This is a genomic window from Pseudomonas sp. B414 (genome assembly GCF_055408445.1).
Genome location: NZ_JBUZTQ010000053.1, coordinates 1 through 16,882, shown reverse-complemented (window position 1 = coordinate 16,882; position 16,882 = coordinate 1). Strand labels below are relative to the sequence as shown.

Sequence of the window (16,882 nt, the reverse complement as noted above, 5' to 3'; positions counted from 1 at the left end):
ATCGCAGTGATGTTATCGCGAGCAGGCTCGCTCCCACATTTGAGCCAGCATGGCACCACAAAACCTGTGGGAGCAGGCTTGTCTGCGATGCAAGCGCCGCCTTTAAGACAAGCCCAGGTGTTGACCTGCGCGGGCAAGCCCGCTCCCACAGGGTTTGCACATTGACCCAATGCCTGTGGGAGCCATTGCATCACTGCAGTGCAACAATACCGTTAGCCTGCTTTCTTTTATCCCGGAGCCACGCCATCATACTGGCCATTGGTCGTCAGCCGGATTCAAAGCCCATGCCCGCGCAACATCCCTCCACTGCAAGCTCCCTGTCGGTCACCCTGCAAATCCTGTCGATCGTGTTTTATACCTTTATCGCCTTTATCTGCATTGGCTTGCCGATTGCCGTATTGCCGGGCTATGTGCACGACCAACTGGGTTTCAGCGCCGTGGTCGCAGGGCTGACCATTGCTTCACAGTACCTGGCCACCCTGCTTAGTCGCCCCTCAGCCGGGCGCCTGGTAGACAGCCTGGGTACCAAGCCCGCCATCGTATATGGCTTGATCGGCATCGCCATCAGCGGCGTGCTGACCTCCCTGGCCGTGGCACTGCAGGACTGGCCACTGCTCAGCCTGGGCATTCTGATTGTGGGGCGAGTCTTCCTAGGCCTTGCCCAGGGTTTGATCGGTGTCGGGACCATTACCTGGGGTATTGCCCAGGTGGGCGCACAACATACCGCCCGGGCCATCGGCTGGAACGGCATCGCATCCTATGGCGCCATTGCCATTGGTGCGCCGCTGGGTGTGGTGATGATCGACAGGCTGGGCTTCGCCAGCCTGGGTATAACGCTTTTGCTATTGGCGTTGTTGGCCCTGTTGCTGATCCGCAAAAAGCCCGCCATTTCGGTGGTCAGCGGCGTGCGCCTGCCCTTCTGGTCGGTGTTCGGCCTGATTGCTCCCTATGGCATCAGCCTGACCCTGGCCTCTATTGGTTATGGCACGCTGACTACCTTTATCACCCTGTTTTATATCGATCAGGGCTGGGAAGGTGCTGCGTATTGCCTGTCGGTATTCGGCGTGTGTTTTATCCTGGGGCGCCTGACCTTCACTAACAGCATCAGCCGTTTTGGCGGTTACAACGTCGCGATCGCCTGTATGAGCATCGAAGCCGTCGGCCTGATCATGCTCTGGCTGGCACCCAGCAGCGCATTTGCCCTGGCGGGTGCCGGGCTGACCGGCTTTGGCCTGTCACTGGTTTACCCGGCGCTGGGGGTCGAGGCGGTCAAGCAAGTACCTGTGGCCAGCCGCGGCGCGGGGTTGAGTGCCTATGCCGTATTTTTCGATCTGGCTTTGGCCGTTGCGGGGCCGATGATGGGTGCCATTGCCCTGAATATGGGCTACCCGTGGATTTTCTTCAGTGCCGCGCTAATGTGCGGCATGGGCTTGCTGCTGAGCTTGAGCCTGTCGCGACGGGCGCGGAGCTAATTCAAATGACCGGCAGTGCGCAATCCGGCTCGGGAACTGACTTGAAGGGTCTTGCTGAAAAAGCGCCCCGCCTCATAAATCAGATCGCGGTGGATGTCCTCGCGATCGACCCCTTGCGCATCGGTACATAAACCGGGCATTGCGGCCATTTGCTCGTCACTGCAGGGGGCCATAAAAACGAAGTGCCCGGCACCGGGTATGACCTTGAATTCAGGCTCCACCGGCAGTTTGCGCGCCAGCGCGTCGGCGTTTTTGTCGGGGAACACCAGCCTGTCGTTTTCACCGCTGTAGAGCAGCACGGGGACATGCACATCGGCCAGGGTCTGGCGACCAAACATCAGGCTCAACGGTGCCATCAGCAACAGGGCGCGCACACGCGGGTCGGCTACGGGAACAAGGTCATCACGATCGGCGATCAGCTCACCCTTGGTGGTGCAGGCATCACGGTCTTCGGGGCGCTCATGGCAATAGCGGCGCAAACGATCGAGGTCAGGCTGGGCGCCGGACAGGATCAAGGCGGTTTCCCCGCCTGCGGAATAACCGATGACGCCCACCTGATCGTCATGCACATAGGGTGACAGCTGCGGGTCGGCCAGGGTTGCACTGATCGCCGCCGATATCTGCATCGGCCGCCCATAGAGATTGCTCAAGGTACCCAGACGGCTGTGATCCTTGTAGTTGTCACCAGGATGCAGCACCGCCACAACCACAAAACCCTTGCGCGCCAGCGATGTAGCCAGGTCATGCAGCGCCAGCGGTGTACCGGTATTGCCATGGGATAACATCAATAACGGGTAGTGGCCGATGGCGATTTTCGCCTCCTCGGTCGCCTCAACTTCATAGCTGCCCATTTTGGTCAGCCCTGTGGCTTCACTGGACGGGTAAAAGGCGATAGCACGCATGGGCTGATCGTCCAGCGGATCAAGAAAGCTCAGGCGATGAAAACCCACGCCCCACTGCAGGGCGGGCTCGGCCTGCACCATTACGGAGCAACAAGCCAGCAACACAATCAGTACCGCTCTGATACTCATCATTGAGGTTCACCGTCAAGGCGCGTGGCATGAAACCGGCCATGCCGAGCCTGAGCCCTGCATAACCCAAGCCAAACGCAAAAAACTCCGTACTCCGGTCTTTTCAAGACACCCGGAGTACGGAGTTTAGTCGGTGCAGCAGTACAGATTACTTACGCTGCGCTGAACAGATCCTGCTTAATGTGCGCATGAGCATCATTCATGGCTTTAGTGCGAACTTCGTCACCATAGGCCAGGCCGTGGGCGCGAACAAATTCGACGTCAGTAATGCCCATAAAGCCCAGCATCACTTTCAAATAATCTTCGTGGGCCACACCGGTTTCCTGACCGACATGCAGGCCGCCGGAGGTCGAGACCACAATCACCTTCTTGTTGCCGCACAGGCCTACCGGGCCGGCTTCGGTGTAACGGAAGGTCTGGCCAGCAACTGCGATACGGTCAATCCAGGCCTTGAGCTGGGTCGGAATGGTGAAGTTGTACATCGGCGCTGCAATCACCACGGCGTCAGCGGCCAGAAATTGCGCCAGGGTGTCAGCGCTCAGTTGGGCTTCGTGCTTTTGTGCTGCATCACGCAGCTCTGCCGGTGTACCTGCCGCCACCAGGGTCGCGGCGGAAAAGTGTGCAATGGCCTCGGCAGCCAGGTCGCGGTAGCTGACCTCGACTTCTGGATCAGCCGCCTGCCATGCCTTGACCACTTCGCCGCTCAGCTGACGGGAAGCCGAGTTGTCGCCCAGAATGCTCGAATCGATATGCAAAAGTTTCATGGTGATCTCCAGATAATGACCGCCTCTGGGCGATCTCGATGGAAGGCATACTACCGATGAAAGCAATCGACGATAAGTTAGCCATTGTGCGATAGTTCGTCCCACCTGTAGGACAGTGAGCCCGCCATGCAAGACCTCAATGATCTGTATTACTTCGCCAAAGTAGTCGAGGCCGGTGGTTTTGCCGCTGCCGGGCGCGTGCTGGGGATTCCTAAATCCCGCCTGTCACGCCGCGTCGCCGAGCTTGAAGAGCGCCTTGGCGCCCGCTTGTTGCAGCGCACCACGCGCCAGCTCAAGCTGACCGCTGTGGGTGAGCGCTACCTGCGCCATTGCCAGGCCATGCTGCTGGAAGCCGAGATGGCCGACGAAGCGGTTGCCAGCATGTCCAGCGAGCCACGGGGCCCCTTGCGTGTGTCATGCCCGGTGGGCCTGGCCCATGAATTTATGCCTGGGGTGATCAGCTCGTTTCTGCAGGCCTATCCCCTGGTGCAACTGGAGGTCAACCTGCTCAACCGTCGCGTTGACCTGGTCACCGAAGGCATTGATGTAGCCTTGCGCGTACGCGAAGAAGGCGATGAAGACCCGTCGCTGGTCACGCGGCGCCTGCGTCAGGCCCGTACCGTGATGGTGGCCACCCCCGAGTTCGCCGGCAAGTGGCCTGTCGACAAGCCTGATGATCTGAAGAATGTACCACTACTGGGGGCACTTGAGGCCGATCGCATGGTGCATCTGCGCATGCTCGACGAACAAGGCAAGGACTGTAATCTGGTACTTGAAGCACGTCTGGGGATTGACGATTTTATCGTGCGCAAGGCCTGTACTCTGTCCGGCCTGGGTTTCACCGTGCTGCCCATGATGTATTGCGAGCAGGAGCTTATCGACGGCCAACTGGTGCAACTACTGCCCAAGTGGACGCTGCCGGGCGGCTGGCTGCATGCGGTCTACCCCCATAGACGCGGGGTGATGCCTGCGGTGCGGGCGTGGATCGATCACTTGATTGAATCATTTGAAAGCTGTGGAGACAAACTGCTATGAGCCAAATGAGCAAACAGGATGTAGCCGAATTCTGCCGAAACCTGCCGGGTGTGCAGGAAGCCGTGAAATGGGGTGGGGTCGAAGTGTTCTTTGTCGATGACAGCAAGATGTTTGCCCTGTTCAACCTCAACAGCAACGGGCTTTCATTCAAGGTCGAAAAAGATCTGTTTCTGGGTTATATCGATCGCCCGGGCATACGGCCGTCGCCTTATCTGGCGCGGGCGTACTGGATCAATATGCAGGCGCCCTACCCGATGGGCGCAGCGGAACTACAGGATCTGTTGCGCCGTTCTCACCAGCTTGTCGTGAGCAAGCTGGCGAAAAAACGTCAGATCGGCTTACTGCTGTAACTGCAAAAGGTTGAGAAAAGCCATCTTCAGGAACAAAACGTCAATCCAGACCACCTGATGCGCAGCTACTATCAGCCAGAACACCACCTGATAAGACAGCTTGCGGGTTTTGTGGCGAAACATCTGTTGCGCCACCAAGGCCCCGGGCCAACCGCCCAGCAGCTCAACCCCGTGCAGGACCTTCTCCGGTGTGCGCCACTGACCAGCTCTGGCCTGTTGCTTATCGTACCAGTACAGGCCGAACGCCAGGACGCTGGCAACCACATAGGCCAGCAACGGCAGCCGGCTGCCCCCGCTGAGGAACAAGCTCACCGAGCCGCCAATCGGCAAGGCACAAAGCACAACCAATGCCAGCAACTTGATTTTTAAGCGATGAATCGGCGTGCCGCTATGCCCGTTCCTCACGCTGCAGCTGCCGTCCAGTCAATCCAGCCGAACTGCCATGTCGCCAGAATCAGCAAGCCAAAGCCAATGCGATACCAGGCGAAAACGGCATAGCTGTGGTTGGAAATAAACTTAAGCAACGCACGTACCGCAATCATGGCGAAGATAAACGAAGTCACAAAACCGATCGCGAACACCGGCAGATCGTCAGGCTGGAACAGGTGACGATACTTGTAGCCCGAGTACACCGCAGCACCGACCATGGTCGGCATGGCCAGGAAGAACGAAAACTCGGTGGCCGCCTTGCGCGACAGGCCGAACAGCAGGCCGCCGATAATGGTTGAACCCGAGCGCGAGGTGCCGGGGATCATCGCCAGGCACTGGGCAAAGCCGATTTTCACCGCGTCTTTCCAGGTCATGTCGTCCACTGTTTCAGCGCGAATCACATGCTGGCGGCGCTCGGCCCACAACATGATCACACCACCCACCACCAATGCCGTGGCAACCGTGATCGGGTTGAACAGGTAGTGGTGAATCACATCGGCAAAAATCACCCCCAGCACCACCGCCGGCATCACCGCGATAATCAGGTTGGTGGTGAAACGACGTGCTTCTGGCTTGGTGGGCAAACCGACCACGACGTCGATGATCTTGCGGCGAAATTCCCAGACCACAGCCAGAATCGCGCCCAGCTGGATGATGATGTTGAAAGCCATCGCCCGCTCACCGCCAAAGTTCAGCAAGTCGGCCACAATAATCTGGTGGCCCGTACTCGAGATCGGCAAAAACTCCGTCAAGCCTTCAACGACGCCCAGAATCAACGCCTGAGCGGCAGTCCAAAGATCCATTATTCCCCCATAAAGCCCTGCCTCATGCAGAGCTGATTAGTCTTGATTAAGTCGTTGCAACCGCTGGCCAGGCGCATGTCGCAGGTGCGCCATGCTCCCCGCCACGGTGTGAAAAAACTGTCAGAAATCAATAAAGATGAAGCTTTGCCAATTTCGGCCGAGATCCTATCAGACACGTTGCACTTTCGCTGCTATGACATGAGCTCGGTCTCGTCTGACAGGCAAGTCTGAAAAAAGTTGTTCTGTGAATCACCACAAGAAGAAAAACCAGGAGTGACCCTTTATGAATACCCTGCGCGGGTTGTCCATCAGCCGACGTTTATGGCTGATCTTGATTGTGGCCATGGCCATGCTGCTGGCGTTGGGTTTGCTGATGCTAAAGCAGATACATGACGATTTGTATGAAGGCAAAGCCCAGAAAACCCGGCATGTAGTGCAAGCGGCCAGTGGTGTACTCAGTTATTACCAGGGCCTGGAAGCAGCTGGCAGCTTGAGCCGTGAAGCCGCACAACAGCAGGCGCTGACTGTGATCAGCACGCTGCGCTATGACCACGATGACTATTTCTGGATCAATGACCTGCGCCCTTACATGGTCATGCACCCCACCAATTCCAAACTCGACGGCAAAGACCTGTCGGCCATCAAGGACCCGGACGGCTTTGCGATTTTCAACGAGATGGCCAGCCTGGCCAAAAGCAAAGGCTCGGGTATGGTCGACTACCGTTGGCCAAAACCGGGCGCCGAAGCGCCGGTGCAGAAAACCTCCTATGTGCAACTGTTCGAGCCTTGGGGCTGGGTGATCGGCTCGGGCGTGTATATCGACGATATGCAGGCCGAGTTCCGCGCTCAAGCCTGGAAAGCCAGTTGGGCAGGCCTTGGCATCGCGCTGATCATGGCGCTGCTGGTGACCCTGATTGCCCGCAGCATCGTGCGACCATTGCAAGAAGCGGTGCAGGCCATGGCCAATATTGCCAGTGGTGAAAGCGACCTGACCCGTAGCCTGGATACCCACGGCCGTGATGAAGTCACCCTGCTGGCCCATCATTTCAATGCCTTTACCGCCAAGCTGCGCAATGTGATCAGCCATTTGCAGGCCACTGCCACGGCACTGGAGCAGTCTTCCAGTGAGCTGGGCAGTGACGCCAGCAACGCGCAACAGCGCAGCCAGCAACAAGCCCTGCAAATGGATCAGGTGGCCACGGCGATCAACGAAGTCACCTACGCCGTGCAAGAAGTGGCCAAGAACGCCGAACATGCGGCCAGCGAAATGCGCGGCGCCCAGTCACAGGCCGAGCTTGGCCAGCAGAATATCGATACCAGCCTGGAGCAGATCGGCCAGCTGTCAGGCACCATCAATCAGGCTGTAGAGGTGATCCGCACCCTGGCCACGCAAAGCAGCGAAATTGGTAGCGTGCTTGAAGTGATCCGTTCGATTGCCGAGCAAACCAACCTGCTGGCCCTCAATGCAGCGATCGAAGCCGCCCGCGCAGGCGAACAGGGCCGTGGCTTTGCGGTGGTGGCGGACGAAGTTCGACTGCTGGCCCAGCGCACGCAAAAATCCACGGCTGAAATCCAGACCATGATCGAAGGCCTGCAAAAACATTCGGAAGCAGCAGTGAACGTGATCGGTAGCAGCAGTCGCGCTTCGCAATTGACCATCGAACAGGCCACCCAGGCCGGGCAGAGTTTGACCAGCATCGGCCAGGCCCTGAACAACCTCAACGACCTCAACGCCTCGATTGCCAGCGCCACCCTGCAACAAGCCCATGTGGTGGAAGATATCAACCAGAACGTGACCCAGGCCGCCGAACTGTCCCAGGGCACCGCCCAGGCAGCCGAGCAATCCAGTGTCGCCAGTGCTCACCTCAAGGAACTCAGCGTGCAGCTCAATGGGCTTCTGCGCCAGTTCAGGGTTTAGAAGCAGCGGCAAGCGGCAAGCTTGCCGCTTGCCGTCAGGCGATTACGATGTCGGTGCTCGCCAGTGAGGCCAGCCCTACGCCCACCAGGGTCACCGAGTCGCTGCCGAAGCTGAGCACGGTGTCATGCCCCGACGCACTGGCATGGGCGCGGTAATCGGCGTTGTACCCGCCATCCACTCCCAGAAATACCAACTTGTCACTGGGTTGGTAGCCCAGCAGCGTGTCGTTGCCAAAATGCCCGCTGAACACAAAGGTGTTATGACCGCCTGCCGACTCCAGCAGGTCATTGCCTGCACCGCCGATAAACACCGTATTACCGTGCAGGCCGATCAAGTGATCGTTGCCGCCCTGCCCCAGCAGCCAGTCACCCTGCTCACCGGCCGTGATGGTACTGTCAGCGGCCCCGGCCTTGACCGAGTGAGAGTAATCACTGTGGGTTTTACCGGACCACAGCCCCTCATCATCCACTCGATGGCTGACTTCGCGGTGGCTCAATCCCAGCCAGGCGGGCTCTTTGGTTATCAGCAAGCCGATATCACGGGCAATAGTGATCCCGCCGTGGCTATCGCGCACATACAAGGTGCCCTGCCCGTCATTGACCACATCCACGCGGCTCAACGACTGTTGCAAGTCCAGCGTATTGACGCCTTTGCCACCCAGAATGATGTTGTAGCCACCACTGTCACGGAAGGTGTCATTCCCATCGCGCCCCTCCAGGAAGTCGTTACCGCGCCCTCCCTGAATCAAGTCATTACCATCGCTGCCAATGATAAACGTGCTGCCCTTGTGCGGCTCGGCGTTGCGATTGAGGTCCTGGACCCAGGTGCTTTCCCGCGCAGGGTTGGACAGGTTGGCAACCACAATGGTCGAGTCCTTGTAGGTCAGGTCATAAAACGCCGAGTCGAGAACCCGGTTCAGCCCGCTTTCATAGCCACTGGGCAAGTGAGTGATCCAGGTGGAAATATTGGCAATCGAAAAGGGCAGCAGATTCCACGCGGTGGAAGCGTAGTGATCGTTGAAACTGACAATATTGTTGGTGGCGGATGGCTGATACGCATCATGCACGCCCAGTGACGACAGATTGAAATCAGAGCCATCAAGGGCGCGGAACACCGGGTCGTTCTCGTAGCCGATATTGAGCACATGGCTGGTGGTTTCGCTCTGGGTGGGCGAAGCAAACGCGATGTAATTGGCGTCGCGATAAAACCCCGACCAGTGATCGCCACTCAAGTCGGCCAGGCTGTTGACTGCCAGGCCGCCCAGACTGTGGCCACTGACCAGCACGTCCTTGCCATGCAACCCTTGCGCGCTGGCAAAGGCCGCCACTTTGCCCAGGAGCATGTCAAACGCATTGGCACTGTAGTTTTTCGCGTAATCGGCAGGCCCGATCGCTGCCAGCAGATCGCTGATGGCATCGCCGATGGAATCGGTAATCAGCGATTCCCGCGGTCCGCTGGTGCCACGAAAACCGATGCCAATGGAAGTCAGATGACCATCGGCTGCGTATTTGCCGAGGATCTCCACCTGGGCACTGCCGTAGCCGGCCTTTTCACCGAAAAAAGTCCCGCGCTGATCGACTTTGCCGCTGTAACCCAATTGCTCGGCGCTGATGGGGCTCCATCCGGCTTTTTCCACCGCCTCGCGGGCGAGTTTTTCCGAATCGGGGTTCCAGGGAATCCCCGGCACTACCCCCTGAGAATCAGTGCCGCCCAGCACGGCCTTGATCAGCGTGGCGGGCAAACCCGTACCGAGGCCATGTTGCTGGTAGCCCACGGCGAATCCGTTATCGAGGTTGTGATAGCTATAGAGCGTGATTGCCATAGCATCTTTGAAAAGTGCTGTAGAGACACTGGAACCCACATCCTTGTAGTCAAACACCGCCATGGTCGTACCCTCTTCGTTGATTAAAACTAGTGTGCTTGCCCGGCTGTGATAAACGCTTCATCGACCCTCGCCAGGTCCTGCGCGCCCAGGGTGCCAGCGTAAAAATGCAATTTGGTCCAGGCCAGCAGGTAGTCGTAACGGCTTTGGGCCAGGTCGCGCCGTGTGCTGTACAGCTGCTGCTCGGCGTTTAGCGCATCGAGGTTGACCCGCTCGCCGCCCAAGATGCTCTGGCGGGTCGATACCACCAGCGCCTCGGCTGAAACCAGGGCTTTTTGATAGGCGCGCAGTTTGCTAACGCCCGACTGGCAGGCCTTGAACTGGCGCCGCAGTTCGATCAGGGTTTCGCGGGTTTTACCCTCTAGCTCGTATTCCACTTGAGCCAGATTGCTACTGGCCTGGCGCACCGACGCCGACACCCCGCCCCCTGCGTACAGTGGCAGGCTGACTTCAATGCCGATGGTGTTGGTATCGTAGCGCTGGTTGTAGGTGTTGCCGCTGTCGGATTCCATTTGGCGCACGCTGGCATAGGCATTGAGCTTGGGCAGATGCCCTGCACGGTTGCGCTCGACTTCGTACCGCGCCACTTCCAGCGCCTCACGCTGCGATGCCAGGATCGGGTTACTGACCAGTGCCATTTCATGCCAGCTGGAAAAGCTCGCCGGCTCCAGGGGCAATGGGTTGAAACTGCGGGCCAATGGCGTCAGTTCATCGATATCCAGCGTCGCCACGCCGATCAGCGCTCCCAGTTCACGCAACGCCGCATCCTGCTCGTCATGGGCCTGAATTTCTTCGGCAGTAGCCAGCTCGTACCGCGACTCGGCTTCGAGGATATCGGTACGGGTGCCTTCGCCTTGCTGGAACATTTGCTGGTTTTGCCGAAACTGCTGCTCGTAGGCGTGTTTCTTGGCCCGTGCATTGTCGATCTGGTCTTGCGCAAACAGCGCCTGGGTGTAATGGGTCAGCACCCGCACCAGCAGTTCCTGACTTTTGCTGCGAAACGTCTCATCGGCAAACAGCGCCTGGGCCACGCCTTTACGATAATTGGCGTACGCCTCGTAATCGATCAAGGGCTGCTGCAACGTCAAGGTCGAGCCATAACTGTTGTAGTTGCGGTCGTCGTGAGTGTTGCCGCGCTCATTCAGATAGGTGGCCTGGGAGTTATTGCGGCCCTTGTTGTAGTTGTACGACAGTCTGGGCAGCAGCCCGGCGCGACCAATATTGCGACTCTCCAGGCCCGCGTCACGCTCCTTGATGGCGCCGAGGAACTCGGGATCATTGCGCAGTGCCTGTTCGTATACCTGAAACGGTCCCAGCGCCTGTGCGCTGGCCGCCATACCGGCCCATAGCGCAAGGCCCAGGCCCAAGATTGCAGCTGATTTCATAAGTTGCAGCATCCTAGCGCTCAGTCAACGCAGAACCTGCGCGATCCAGCAGCGGTTTAAACAGGTAATTGAGCAGCGAGCGCTCGCCGGTGCGCACAAACATCTCGGCCGGCATGCCGGGTTTGATCACCAGCCCATTGAGCTTCTCCAGCGCCTGATCACTGATCGAGCTGCGCAGCACGTAGTACGGCATGCCGGTTTTCTCATCGAGCATCTGGTCGGCGGAAACCAGGTTGACCTGCCCCGACACCCGTGGAGTACTGCTCTGATTGAATGCGGTAAACAGAATATCCACCGGTAACTGGCTGCCCACCCTGTCCACCAGATGCACCGGCAGGCGCCCCTCCACCTCAAGGCGTGTGCCCTGGGGCACGATCTCCAGCAGGGTTTCACCCGCCCGCACTACCGCACCTTGGGTATGCACGCTGAGGTTGACGGCGATGCCATCTGCTGGCGCATTGATTTCACTGTGCTGCAGGTCAAACCCGGCCGACGCCAGTTGCTGCTCAAGGGTCAGGGTCTTAAGCTGGGCATCGGCCAGTTGGCTGCGCACTTCCTTCTGATATTCATCAATGTGCTGCGCCAGTTTTAGCCTTGATTCCACAATGCCCTGTTCGATACGCCCGCTTTCACCGGCGTTCTGCGCCAGATCCTGCTGAACCTGGGACAACTGCCGCTCGTACTCCATGAGGCGATTGCGCGGGATATAGCCGTTTTCTGCCAAAGGCCGCAGATTATTCAACTGCTGGCGCAGAGAATCGGCCTGAGCCATTTGATCGCTGCGCGCCCGGCGCATCCCGCCCAGTTGCCGGGTTGCGCCTTCGATACTGGCCTTGAGCCCGGCCTGTTCGCGGGCCAAGGCTTCGCGCCGGCTACTGAACAACTGCTGCTGCCCCTCCAGTACCAGGGTCAGCCGCGGGTCAGGGTCCTGGCTCAACTCCCGGGGAAAGCTCACCCGCACCAGGTTGTCACGCTCGCTTTGCCAACGTGCCTGGCTGGACCAGGCCATGCGGTACTGTGCACGCAGCGATTGCACGTCGGCTTCGACCTGGGTCTGGTCCAGTCGAAACAACGGTTCGCCCTGACGTACTGTCTGCCCCTCGCGCACCAGAATCTGACTCACCACTCCGGCACCCAATGACTGCACGGCCTTGCGCTTGCCGGACACCACCACCGTGCCTTGCACAGGAATGCCCTCGTCCAGCGGAGCAAGGCTGGCCCAGAGGAAGAAACTGCCCGCCCCCAACAGGGTCAGCAGCCAGCCTGCCCGCACGTAAAACCCCGCACCGCGCTCACGCAATGGCGGTTGATTGTGATCATTCATCAATGCAGCATCCTTGCTTATGCGTCAGCACTCTGACGGTTGATACTGGCCGCCTGCGGCACGGCGTGTTGCTGCTGGGCCCCGGACAAGGCCTTAAGCACCTCGGCACTGGGCCCGAACACCTGGCAGCGGCCCTCATTGAGCACCAGCAGCTTGTCGGCCTGGGCCAACGAAGCCGAACGATGCGTCACCAGCACCACGGTGCAGCCCTGCGCCTTGAGGTGCGCAATGGCCCGGGTCAGGGCCGCGTCACCCACCGCATCGAGGTTAGAATTGGGCTCATCCAGCACCACCAGCCGCGGGTTGCCATACAAGGCACGGGCCAGAGCGACCCGCTGCTTTTGTCCGCCCGACAGGCCGCTGCCTTCATCGCCCAGCACCGTGTCGTAACCTTGCGCCAGACGCAAAATCATCTCGTGAACACCGGCCTGCTGCGCCGCAGCGACCACCTGGCGGGGATCAGCGTCACGAAAGCGGGCGATATTCTCGGCAATACTGCCGCTGAACAGCTCGATATCCTGGGGCAGATAGCCAATATGCGGCCCCAACTGATCGCGGTTCCATTGATGGATATCCGCGCCATCCAGGCGCACCGTGCCCGCCAGCGTCGGCCAGACGCCCACCAGCACTCGCGCCAGGGTCGACTTGCCGGAGCCCGATGCGCCCAGCACGCCGAGAACCTCACCTGCATTGAGACTAAAACTGACCTGATGCAAAGTGGGCAGACGCTTGCCCGGCGGTGCAGCGCTGACCTGTTCAAAGCTCACCTGGCCGTTGGGGGCTGGCAGCGCCATGCTCTCTTCACTGGCGGGATGCTCGCGCAACAGGCTGTCCAGCCGTTGATAGGCCAGCTTGGCCGAACTCCATTGCTTCCAGACAGCTATCAACTGATCGATGGGGCTTAACACACGGCCCATCAAAATCGAACCCGCGATCATCATGCCCGCGCTCATATCACCGTTGATCACCAGCAAAGCGCCCAAGCCAAGCACCAGTGATTGCAGGCACAGGCGCAAGGTTTTACTGACCGAGCCAATCAGTGCGCCGGTGTCGCTGGCCTTGTTTTGCTCGGCCAAAAATTTCGAATGCAGGTTAAACCAGCGTTTGCGCAACGCCCCCAGCATGCCCATGGCCTGAATGGTCTCGGCATTGTGCAGATGGCTGGTGGCTATCTGACTGGATTGTTGGGAGTACAGGCTGGCCTGACTCAGGGGCTTGCGCGTCATCACTTCATTGATGCACGCCAGGGCAATCAGCAGCAGCGCCCCAGCCGTCGCCATAAGACCGAGCCAGGGACTGAACATAAAGATCACGCACAAATAGACTGGAAACCACGGCGCATCAAAAAAGGCGAATAGCGCAGGGCCGGTGACAAACTGGCGGATCAGGGTCAAGTCGCCCAACGCCTGCCCGGCATGGGCCTGACCACTGAACAGGTTGCGCTCGAATGCGGCGCGGTACACCTGCTGGTTAAACCTGCGCTCCAGCTGGCTGCCGATACGGATCACAATAAAACTGCGGACGGTTTCAAGCGTCCCGATAAAGATGAAAAAGCCCACCACCATCAAAGACAGCATGGCCAGTGTTGTTGTGTTCTGTGACGACAGTACCCGGTCATAGACCTGAAGCATATAAATCGATGGCACCAGCATCAATATATTGATCAGGGCGGTAAAGCAGCCCACGCTGATCAAAATGTTTTTATAGTCGGCCAGCGCATGTATCAGCGGCGCAACAGTGCTGTTTTTCAATCGCCTCATAAATCGTCCTTGATCGATAAAACACGGCATTCGCGCACAAACAAAACAGACAGGCGCAGGTGAGCCGCCCCTTGCAGGCACCGCTCAGCGTTTACTCTTGAAGTTGCGCTTTCAGTACGACTTACTTATTGGCACGCACCATAACCAGCACAGTTTCAGCGTTAACCTGTGCCTCGTAGTGCCCCGGTTCAATCCGGTTCATATGCACCAGAGCCGTCCCGTCTTCGCCCATCAGAAACAGCCCGTCCGGAGTGGGCGACCAACTTTTGGGTACTTCACCCAACCATGTTTTCAGGCACTTCACTTGCGGGTCGAAGCTTTTATGTTCGGCAATCAACTGCACTGTACAGCTCTGCGTTGCATCGTCCTGCGGGTAAAACGTCCAGCTGCCCGCCAGTTGCGCGGGGCTCATCAGCAGCAAGGAATTGGCCATGGTGCTCTCTGTGGTAAAGGTCAGCAGTGCGGCGATACACCCCACTGCCTTGAAAAATCCGTATGCCATACGACTTGTTACTCCTGGCAGAGAGCAGCGCTTGCGCGCTGCCCTTGTACCGGCAGGCTTAGACGACGATGTCGTAAGTTGCCACTTGACCTACAGTGTTGACCAGGAAGTCGGCAACAGCATGACCGCTGAAATCGACCGCAAAGTGGCCCAGGTTGCTGGCCTTGTCATAGCTGACAATCGCTTCACCGGCACGCCCGGTGAAGGCGTCGACAAAGTTGAGCCCGGCCAGTTTGGTGATCGCCGAGACATCGATTTTGTCGATGCCGGACTGGAAGTCCATGATGATATCGGCTGCACCGGGTGCCGAGTCAGACACCGCGCCGAACACAAATACATCAGAACCCGTACCGCCCCACAAGGTATCAGCCCCGCCGCCGCCATAGATGATGTCGTTGCCTGCACCGCCCTTGAGCACGTTATCCGCGCTGTTGCCGATAAGCAGGTCATTGCCTGAGCCGCCAATGGCGTTTTCCACGGTTACACCCTGAGCGATCGATACGTTACCGGTCATGCCGCCAACATCGGAGAACGAACCGGCAGTCAGGTTGATCTTCTGGTTTTGGCTAAAACCGGAGAAGTCCAGGGTGTCGTTGCCGCCGCCGTCCCACACCGAGAAAATCAGCTTGGAGCTGGCCGAGGAAGCGTGGAAGAAATCACGATCGGCCGTGGAGTTGAAGCCATAAACGGTATCGTCAGCCCGGGTTTCCAGGTTGGCACCGTAGAGCTTCTGTACCGCTGCGATATCATCCAGCAACGGCGCCGATGCATAAGCACCTTCGCCGCTGTTGGTGAAATGCTGACCGGTGTTGCTTTCGCTCCAGTAGCTCATAACGCTGTAAGCACGGGTATCTTCAGCATACACCGCGTCGCGATAGGTCGGATTGCCATTGCCGGCGTTGTAATCTCCCGGGTGCGACAGCCCCAGGGTGTGGCCGATTTCGTGGGTCAGGGTCTGGCGACCATAGTTACCTTCACCCGGGGTCTTGTTGACGGCATAGTCCTTGTTGATCAAGTACCACGACTCGCCTTTGCGCGAACTGCTTGGCAGGTAGGCGAACGCGGCGCCGCCGTTGCTTGCACTGAAGTTGGCAAAGGTCATGTGGCCATCGTCGCCACGGGCGGCCGGGCCTTCAGTGAAGGTCACCTTGGCGACATCGGCCCACGATTCCAGAGACAGCTTGGCTTGCTCCTTTTGCAGCGAGGAGAACTGGCTGAAAGTGCCCAGGCCACGGGTGGCGTAGCCTGCCGGCGGTGCCGTGAGGAACGTATAGGTCAGGTTGATCACACCGTCGCCGTTCAGGTCATGCCAGCTGGCACCGGAACGCGTCAGCTGATCGGCCACCTGGTCGGTGGTGAACGAAGGTTTGCCATTGACCAGATGATCACCACGATCATAGAAATGGCTGAAGTTATCAATCTGAGTGAAGGCAGAACTGCCGGTGTTTGCCGCTTGCACCTGGCCAACGGACAGTGCCGCTTTCTCTTTAAGTTTCGACATGTAAACATTTCCTTGTTTAGCAGTAGAAAGATAGTTGACAGACCACGACGACCCCTTGGCGAGATCGTCCTATCACTCGCCGTTTTATGGCCGGCAGAAACTGACACACCTTGAAATATTTAGTCCAGTACTATTTTAGGGGTTGTTTGCGCAAACTCCGGATATAGCCGTAAACATTGAACTTTCAACTTGAAGTATTTTTTTGTTCTGGATACGTTTAAATAATGACTGCTCAGTCTGCCTGGATAAAGTTAAATTAATGGAGGGCTTGTTCGTTTATGGACTCGGGCACGTCATTGTTAAAATAGCACTCATCATACAATCAAATTGCAGGACTCAATATCTATTGGCTGTAAGTTTGAATGTCGCCTCCTGGCAAGTTGATGTCGCTTTCTGTTTTTTAGAACTCGCAATAACTGGCCCGTCGCTTACATATCCAGCATTCGCGTCTAACTGGAATATAGGTTTCGCCCTTACGGCGAGGCACTTTTGTCAAACAGCCACAAAAGTACCCAAAAAGGCCTTGCCCCATCGTACGGCCTCCCGGAGGGCGGTAGATCAAGAGCCGCCGAGGCGGCCGACCGGCCGGCCTGATTCGAGGTAGTATGTGTATCTGTCCAATATTGCTTTTGCTTTTGCTTTTGCTTTTGTAATGCGATTGTTCAGACGACGCGAAAGCCCATCACAGAAGGCCGAACGCAGGTGCTGTTATGGGGGTGGCGCGGC

At 58.1% G+C, this 16,882-nt stretch carries 14 protein-coding genes; 4 read left to right on the top strand and 10 right to left on the bottom strand.

Going from position 1 to position 16,882, the window contains the following annotated elements; all coding sequences use genetic code 11:
• Positions 1–284: 284 nt before the first annotated feature.
• A complete protein-coding gene (locus ACZRMH_RS24815) occupies positions 285–1,472 on the top strand; it encodes an MFS transporter (protein WP_464015697.1) in 1,188 nt (395 codons plus the stop codon).
• Here ACZRMH_RS24815 and ACZRMH_RS24810 read toward each other — a convergent pair.
• A complete protein-coding gene (locus ACZRMH_RS24810) occupies positions 1,469–2,506 on the bottom strand; it encodes an alpha/beta hydrolase family protein (protein WP_464015696.1) in 1,038 nt (345 codons plus the stop codon). The two genes, ACZRMH_RS24815 and ACZRMH_RS24810, sit on opposite strands and share 4 nt — an antisense overlap.
• Positions 2,507–2,655: 149 nt before the next feature.
• Positions 2,656–3,267 carry an FMN-dependent NADH-azoreductase gene (locus tag ACZRMH_RS24805; protein WP_464015695.1) on the bottom strand — a complete coding sequence of 204 codons (612 nt, stop codon included), beginning with the start codon at positions 3,265–3,267 and terminating at the stop codon, positions 2,656–2,658.
• A 126-nt stretch (positions 3,268–3,393) separates the two neighbouring features.
• Between ACZRMH_RS24805 and ACZRMH_RS24800 the strand changes: the two genes are divergently transcribed.
• On the top strand, positions 3,394–4,302 hold the full coding sequence (locus tag ACZRMH_RS24800) for a LysR substrate-binding domain-containing protein (RefSeq protein ID WP_464015694.1): 909 nt from the start codon (positions 3,394–3,396) through the stop codon (positions 4,300–4,302).
• A gap of 5 nt (positions 4,303–4,307) precedes the next feature.
• Positions 4,308–4,652 carry an MmcQ/YjbR family DNA-binding protein gene (locus tag ACZRMH_RS24795; RefSeq protein WP_464015698.1) on the top strand — a complete coding sequence of 115 codons (345 nt, stop codon included), beginning with the start codon at positions 4,308–4,310 and terminating at the stop codon, positions 4,650–4,652.
• On the opposite strand, the gene ACZRMH_RS24790 is transcribed toward ACZRMH_RS24795, so the two are convergent.
• Entirely contained in the window at positions 4,641–5,057 is a 417-nt protein-coding gene (locus ACZRMH_RS24790; RefSeq protein ID WP_464015693.1) for a DUF1294 domain-containing protein, read from the bottom strand. The two genes, ACZRMH_RS24795 and ACZRMH_RS24790, sit on opposite strands and share 12 nt — an antisense overlap.
• Positions 5,054–5,884, bottom strand: a complete 831-nt coding sequence (locus tag ACZRMH_RS24785) for an undecaprenyl-diphosphate phosphatase (RefSeq protein ID WP_464015692.1) — start codon at positions 5,882–5,884, stop codon at positions 5,054–5,056. Before ACZRMH_RS24785 ends, ACZRMH_RS24790 begins: the two co-directional genes overlap by 4 nt.
• Positions 5,885–6,167: 283 nt before the next feature.
• Between ACZRMH_RS24785 and ACZRMH_RS24780 the strand changes: the two genes are divergently transcribed.
• Positions 6,168–7,802 carry a methyl-accepting chemotaxis protein gene (locus ACZRMH_RS24780; RefSeq protein WP_464015691.1) on the top strand — a complete coding sequence of 545 codons (1,635 nt, stop codon included), beginning with the start codon at positions 6,168–6,170 and terminating at the stop codon, positions 7,800–7,802.
• Positions 7,803–7,836: 34 nt separating this feature from the next.
• On the opposite strand, the gene ACZRMH_RS24775 is transcribed toward ACZRMH_RS24780, so the two are convergent.
• The 6 genes from ACZRMH_RS24775 to ACZRMH_RS24750 form a co-directional block, all read right to left on the bottom strand.
• The gene (locus tag ACZRMH_RS24775; protein WP_464015690.1) at positions 7,837–9,687 is read right to left on the bottom strand and encodes a polyurethane esterase; all 1,851 of its coding nucleotides are present in this window, start codon (positions 9,685–9,687) and stop codon (positions 7,837–7,839) included.
• 26 nt (positions 9,688–9,713) lie between these two features.
• Positions 9,714–11,069: a TolC family outer membrane protein gene (locus tag ACZRMH_RS24770; protein ID WP_464015689.1), complete on the bottom strand. Its 1,356-nt coding sequence runs from the start codon at positions 11,067–11,069 to the stop codon at positions 9,714–9,716.
• Positions 11,070–11,082: 13 nt separating this feature from the next.
• Positions 11,083–12,393 (bottom strand): HlyD family type I secretion periplasmic adaptor subunit, encoded by a 1,311-nt coding sequence (locus tag ACZRMH_RS24765; RefSeq protein ID WP_464015688.1) that lies wholly within the window; start codon positions 12,391–12,393, stop codon positions 11,083–11,085.
• 17 nt (positions 12,394–12,410) lie between these two features.
• Complete coding sequence (locus ACZRMH_RS24760; protein WP_464015687.1) at positions 12,411–14,153, bottom strand: type I secretion system permease/ATPase; 1,743 nt, start codon at positions 14,151–14,153, stop codon at positions 12,411–12,413.
• Positions 14,154–14,274: 121 nt separating this feature from the next.
• On the bottom strand, positions 14,275–14,655 hold the full coding sequence (locus tag ACZRMH_RS24755; RefSeq protein ID WP_464015686.1) for an AprI/Inh family metalloprotease inhibitor: 381 nt from the start codon (positions 14,653–14,655) through the stop codon (positions 14,275–14,277).
• Between the two features lie 58 nt (positions 14,656–14,713).
• Entirely contained in the window at positions 14,714–16,156 is a 1,443-nt protein-coding gene (locus tag ACZRMH_RS24750; protein ID WP_464015685.1) for a serralysin family metalloprotease, read from the bottom strand.
• Positions 16,157–16,882: the final 726 nt, after the last annotated feature.

Bases quoted from the DNA above. Each gene is read 5' to 3' on its own strand.
- ACZRMH_RS24815 (WP_464015697.1), top strand. From the start codon at position 285: ATGCCCGCGCAACATCCCTCCACTGCAAGCTCCCTGTCGGTCACCCTG.
- ACZRMH_RS24810 (WP_464015696.1), bottom strand. From the start codon at position 2,506: ATGATGAGTATCAGAGCGGTACTGATTGTGTTGCTGGCTTGTTGCTCC.
- ACZRMH_RS24805 (WP_464015695.1), bottom strand. From the start codon at position 3,267: ATGAAACTTTTGCATATCGATTCGAGCATTCTGGGCGACAACTCGGCT.
- ACZRMH_RS24800 (WP_464015694.1), top strand. From the start codon at position 3,394: ATGCAAGACCTCAATGATCTGTATTACTTCGCCAAAGTAGTCGAGGCC.
- ACZRMH_RS24795 (WP_464015698.1), top strand. From the start codon at position 4,308: ATGAGCAAACAGGATGTAGCCGAATTCTGCCGAAACCTGCCGGGTGTG.
- ACZRMH_RS24785 (WP_464015692.1), bottom strand. From the start codon at position 5,884: ATGGATCTTTGGACTGCCGCTCAGGCGTTGATTCTGGGCGTCGTTGAA.
- ACZRMH_RS24780 (WP_464015691.1), top strand. From the start codon at position 6,168: ATGAATACCCTGCGCGGGTTGTCCATCAGCCGACGTTTATGGCTGATC.
- ACZRMH_RS24775 (WP_464015690.1), bottom strand. From the start codon at position 9,687: ATGGCGGTGTTTGACTACAAGGATGTGGGTTCCAGTGTCTCTACAGCA.
- ACZRMH_RS24770 (WP_464015689.1), bottom strand. From the start codon at position 11,069: ATGAAATCAGCTGCAATCTTGGGCCTGGGCCTTGCGCTATGGGCCGGT.
- ACZRMH_RS24765 (WP_464015688.1), bottom strand. From the start codon at position 12,393: ATGAATGATCACAATCAACCGCCATTGCGTGAGCGCGGTGCGGGGTTT.
- ACZRMH_RS24760 (WP_464015687.1), bottom strand. From the start codon at position 14,153: ATGAGGCGATTGAAAAACAGCACTGTTGCGCCGCTGATACATGCGCTG.
- ACZRMH_RS24755 (WP_464015686.1), bottom strand. From the start codon at position 14,655: ATGGCATACGGATTTTTCAAGGCAGTGGGGTGTATCGCCGCACTGCTG.
- ACZRMH_RS24750 (WP_464015685.1), bottom strand. From the start codon at position 16,156: ATGTCGAAACTTAAAGAGAAAGCGGCACTGTCCGTTGGCCAGGTGCAA.